General features: G+C 42.6%; 3 protein-coding genes. 2 read left to right on the plus strand and 1 reads right to left on the minus strand.

Annotated elements, in window-relative coordinates; translation table 11 throughout:
* Nucleotides 1-790: 790 nt before the first annotated feature.
* On the plus strand, nt 791-1,522 hold the full coding sequence (locus PX636_RS19505; RefSeq protein WP_002760967.1) for an undecaprenyl-phosphate galactose phosphotransferase family protein: 732 nt from the start codon (nt 791-793) through the stop codon (nt 1,520-1,522).
* A gap of 147 nt (nt 1,523-1,669) precedes the next feature.
* On the opposite strand, the gene PX636_RS19510 is transcribed toward PX636_RS19505, so the two are convergent.
* Entirely contained in the window at nt 1,670-2,242 is a 573-nt protein-coding gene (locus PX636_RS19510; protein ID WP_288118377.1) for a Uma2 family endonuclease, read from the minus strand.
* Nucleotides 2,243-2,451: 209 nt separating this feature from the next.
* Between PX636_RS19510 and ileS the strand changes: the two genes are divergently transcribed.
* The coding region (gene ileS, locus PX636_RS19515; RefSeq protein WP_288118376.1) for an isoleucine--tRNA ligase at nt 2,452-5,276 on the plus strand (2,825 nt) is incomplete at its 3' end.

A 5,276-nucleotide genomic window follows, 5' to 3' on the forward strand; every position in this document is an offset into this window, starting at 1 on the left:
GGAACCCCCTAAGCCGAGTTTTCAAGGTGCTGCGCCGTCCACTTGGTTTTCGAGACTGGCCTTTTAATTCTAACGTAAAGCCAACCTAGAACGGCGGGGTTTCAGACCCAAAATTTCCGATGATCAAGTATAAAGTTTTCGTTTTCGGGAGTCAGAATTCTCCGAGTCAGGAGACGAGCGCACACAAGAGCATACTTCATCCTTAGGATCAAATCCGTAACTACTTAAATATTCAGCCACAGGGCATCAGCAAATGATGCCCTTTTATTTATTAAACCTCTTGCATAATTAATTTTTGGTGGTTCAAAACCGTCCTATAAGCTGTTCGTAATTTAAATTGCTTGTTGAGACGAGGCAAGAGGCACTCTTGCAAAAGGCAACACCCCCCTGCCCCCCAACCCCCCCGATGTCGGGGGGGGGCAAGAGAGGATTGGGGGAGGTTCGGCTAATCTAAGAATAAGCGGTTTAAATACGTCTTAGCTTAATACTAAATCCTGTTTAAAAGGTATAGGAGAGCAGGGGAGAAGGGAGCGGGGAGCGGGGAGCGGGGGAGATGGGAGCGGGGAGAATAAATAAAAATAATCTCCTGAATTCTGAATACTGACTCCTGAATTCTGACTACTGACTCCTAACCCCACCAACAAACTTTTTGCCGCAAACCCTAATTAGAGATTTTTCAGTACAAAGGCTCTAAAATGGCGAGTGCCAGTTATTGGCCTGAAGACTTGTTTTTTCGGTCTTGTGGCTTTATCATGGGTACTGTGTGGTGTGTGTGATGTGAAGGAGTAAGATGACTGCTAATAGCCAACTTATCTCCGTCAAGGCTCTACAAGCTTTGATGAAGCGAGGGTTCAAACCTTCGGTCTCTGGTAGACGGCATCAAAAATCTTGGTTAATAGCTTTAGACGGCGATACCTCAAAACGATTATTCGATATCGTTTTCTCCCTATCGGTTCTAATTTTCTTTTCGCCGCTTTATTTAATCTTAGCCTTATTGATCGCGATTAGTTCCCCCGGTCCGGTCTTCTATGTGCAGAAGCGCGTCGGTCAAAACTTCCAGCATTTCAACTGTATTAAATTCCGTACTATGGTAATGGATGCGGATAAGGTATTAGAGAGACTGATGGAAGACTCTCCCCAACTGCGGGCGGAATTCGAGGATAATTTCAAGCTGAAGGACGATCCCCGGATAACTTGGATTGGCAAGTTTCTCCGCTTAACCAGTTTAGACGAGTTTCCCCAATTCTGGAACGTCCTGCGAGGAGATATGAGCGTCGTCGGTCCGCGGCCTTTAGTTCCCGAAGAATTGCAGAAATATGGCAATCGCATCGACAAAGTTTTAACTATTCGCCCCGGTTTGACTGGTTTATGGCAAGTTTCGGGACGTAATGACATACCCTATCCCCTGCGGGTGCAGATGGATGTGTATTACGTTAATTCGCGTAACTGGTTAACCGATATCTGGGTAATCTTCAGAACTATCGGTGTTGTGGTTTTTCCCAAAAATAACGGTGCTTACTAAAGCGGTGAATAGTAAAAAATTACTCACTGCTGTTTCAATGTAATTAATCGCTAGACTGGAGGAGAGAAGGGCAGAACTTGCTTTTTTCTCCTCTTTTTTTGAGAAATATTATGACAGTAATTAAGTGAAGTCAAAAAAGAATTGTAATCATAGCAAACCGGGGACTTTGCGATAGATAGAAGCGATCGATCCCCGGAATCCTACACTGGTGAATTCTACCTCATCCCCGGCTTCATAGATCTGTTCTTTCCAAACTCCCGAATCCTCGCGACGGTGACATTCAATTTTCATCTGGTTTTGATGAATAAGAATGTATTCTTTTAAGGTGGGACAGGTTTGATAATCGCTGAATTTATCACCCCTATCAAAGGATTCCGTAGATTTCGATAATACTTCAATAATCAGAACGGGATAGAGAATAAAATCATCGGTATTGTTAATCTCTCTCTCGTCACAAACCACCGCAATATCGGGATAATAATAACAATTTGCCTCCTCTAACCGGACTTTGATATCGGAAGTGAGAACAAGACAGGGACTATCATCGAGATGGATATTCAATAAAGTGGCTAGATTTGTATTTAAGACAATATGGGGCTTTTTTGCGCCTACCATTGCATAAATCCGTCCTTTTCGGTACTCGTGCTTGAGCGGACTGACTCTTTCCCCTTCTAGATACACTTCTGGAGAGACATAAAAAAAATTAGGATTCGTCACTATGGTCCTCATGCTCCCTATTCTCGAATAACTGAATTATAGCCTTTGGGAATCATCGCTCTTGGACTCAATCTCGGTAGACTGATAGATCAATGATTGTCACTTGTAATATTTATATTACAATTATGTGACAGAATAGAGATAACGACTCTCAAAGGGACGTTATTTAGGAATGAATCCCGAAAACGATTGATATCCATAGGTTTGCCAGAATGTCCAACGCTAAAAGTTACAAAGATACCGTTAATTTGCCTCAAACTGACTTTGATATGCGAGCAAATGCCAGTAAACGTGAGCCAGAAATCCAGAAATTCTGGCAAGATGAGCAAATATATGAGAAATTAGCGCAAAATAACCCCAAAGAATTATTTATTCTCCACGATGGACCACCCTACGCTAACGGGTCTCTGCATATCGGTCATGCTTTAAATAAAATTCTCAAAGACATTATCAATAAATATAAACTGCTGCAAGGCTACAAAGTGCGCTATGTGCCTGGTTGGGATTGTCACGGGTTGCCGATTGAACTGAAGGTTTTACAAAGTCTCAAAAGCTCGGAAAAAGAGGGTCTAACCCCTTTGAAATTACGTCAGAAAGCCCACGATTTTGCCCTTCAAACGCAAAAAGAACAGTGTGAAGGTTTCAAAAGGTATGGAGTCTGGGGAGACTGGGAAAATCCCTATTTAACCCTACAACCTGAATACGAGGCCGCTCAAATTGCCGTATTCGGAAAAATGGCCCTGAAAGGTTATATTTATCGGGGACTAAAACCAGTTCACTGGAGTCCTAGTTCTCAAACCGCTTTAGCTGAGGCCGAATTAGAATATCCCGAAGGTCACACTTCCCGCAGTGTCTATGTTGCTTTTCCGATTACGTCAGTTTCAACCCCGGTTTTAAGGCCATTTTTGCCTAATTTATCCGTCGCTATCTGGACGACTACTCCCTGGACTTTACCCGGGAATTTAGCCGTCGCATTGAACCCAGAATTAAACTATTCAGTGGTGGAAACTAGCGAGTCTAATTATCTAATTGTAGCGACGGATTTAGTCGAAAAATTGGCCGACACTTTTAACAGGACTTTGACGATTAAAGCAACGGTTAAAGGTCTGGAATTAGAACATACTAAATATCGTCATCCTTTGTTTGACAGAGAAAGTGCGATTCTCATCGGTGGGGATTATGTCACCACTGATTCCGGCACCGGATTAGTTCACACGGCCCCCGGCCATGGTCAGGAAGATTATATCGTCGGTCAACGTTACGGTTTACCGATACTTTCTCCCGTGGATGATAAGGGAAATTTCACCGCAGAAGCGGGACAATTTGCGGGTTTAAATGTCTTAAAAGATGCTAATGAAGCAATCATTTTAGCACTGACAGAAAAAGGTGCCTTACTCAAAGAGGAAGCATACCAGCATAAATATCCCTACGATTGGAGAACCAAAAAACCGACAATTTTTCGCGCAACGGAACAATGGTTTGCTTCCGTGGAAGGATTCCGGGAATTAGCTTTAGACGCGATTGATTCGGTGCGTTGGATTCCTGCAACGGGTAAGAATCGTATCACTTCTATGGTTAGTGAAAGAAGCGATTGGTGTATCTCTCGTCAGCGCAGTTGGGGGGTTCCTATTCCTGTTTTTTATGACGAAGAAACGAATGAACCTCTGTTAACGGAGGAGACGATTAATCACGTTCAAGCTATCTTTGCGGTCAAGGGTTCTAACGCTTGGTGGGAGTTATCGGTAGAGGAATTGTTACCTCCCAGTTATCGCGATAATGGTCGCAGTTATCGCAAGGGAATGGATACTATGGATGTGTGGTTTGATTCTGGTTCTAGTTGGAATGCGGTGGCTAATGCTCGACCAGAATTAAGTTATCCTGCGGATATGTATCTAGAAGGATCGGATCAGCATCGGGGATGGTTTCAATCGAGTTTATTAACCAGTGTCGCTGCTAATGGTATTGCTCCCTATAAAACGGTGTTAACTCACGGTTTTGTTTTGGATGAACAGGGACGAAAAATGAGTAAATCTCTGGGGAATGTCATCGATCCCAATGTGATCATTAATGGGGGTAAAGACCAGAAAAAAGAACCCGCTTATGGGGTGGATGTGATTCGGTTATGGGTGTCCTCGGTGGACTATACCAATGATGTGAATATCGGTCAAAATATTCTTAAACAGTTGGTAGATATCCGTAATAAAATCCGTAATACTGCTCGGTTTTTACTGGGGAGTTTAAATGATTTTGATCCCGTTAAAGATGCGGTAGCTTATGAAGATCTACCGGAGATTGATCGCTATATGTTACATCGGATCTCGGAAGTGTTTACGGAAGTAACGGCAGCTTTTGAAAGTTTCCAATTTTTCCGCTTTTTTCAGACGGTACAGAATTTTTGTGTTGTCGATTTATCTAACTTTTATATCGACATCGCTAAGGATCGTTTATATATTTCTGATCCTAATTCTTTCCGTCGTCGCAGTTGTCAAACAGTTTATGCTATTGCTTTAGAAAATCTTGCTAAAGCGATCGCTCCTGTCCTGTCTCATCTAGCGGAAGATATCTGGCAATTTCTCCCCTACAAAACTCCTTATTTATCGGTATTTGAGTCAGGATGGCTAAACATCGATCCTGCTTGGAATAATCGCGAATTGGCCGATAAATGGGCGAAATTCCGGCAGCTACGCACCGAAGTTAATAAGGTGATGGAAACTGCCAGAAATGATAAGGCGATCGGTGCTTCTTTAGAGGCAAAAGTTTTACTTTATGTTGCCGATGAAAGCTTACAACAGGAGTTAGAATTATTCAACAATTGTGATAGTTTAACGGGGAATAAAGTTGATGAATTGCGTTATCTATTTCTCTCTTCCCAAGTGGAATTAGTCAGTGATATTAGCGCGATTCAAACCGCAGAATATAAAGGAGAATCGGACTTTGTTTCGGTGGGAATTGTCAAAGCAGACGGCGAAAAATGCGATCGCTGTTGGAATTATTCCACTCAAGTGGGAAAATTTGCCGATGATCCCACTATTTGCGA

This window comes from Microcystis sp. M53598_WE2, from assembly GCF_030067735.1.
In the GTDB taxonomy this organism is placed as follows: domain Bacteria; phylum Cyanobacteriota; class Cyanobacteriia; order Cyanobacteriales; family Microcystaceae; genus Microcystis; species Microcystis aeruginosa.

Excerpts from the sequence above, each read along its gene's own strand:
- PX636_RS19505 (WP_002760967.1), top strand. The coding sequence starts at position 791 with ATGACTGCTAATAGCCAACTTATCTCCGTCAAGGCTCTACAAGCTTTG.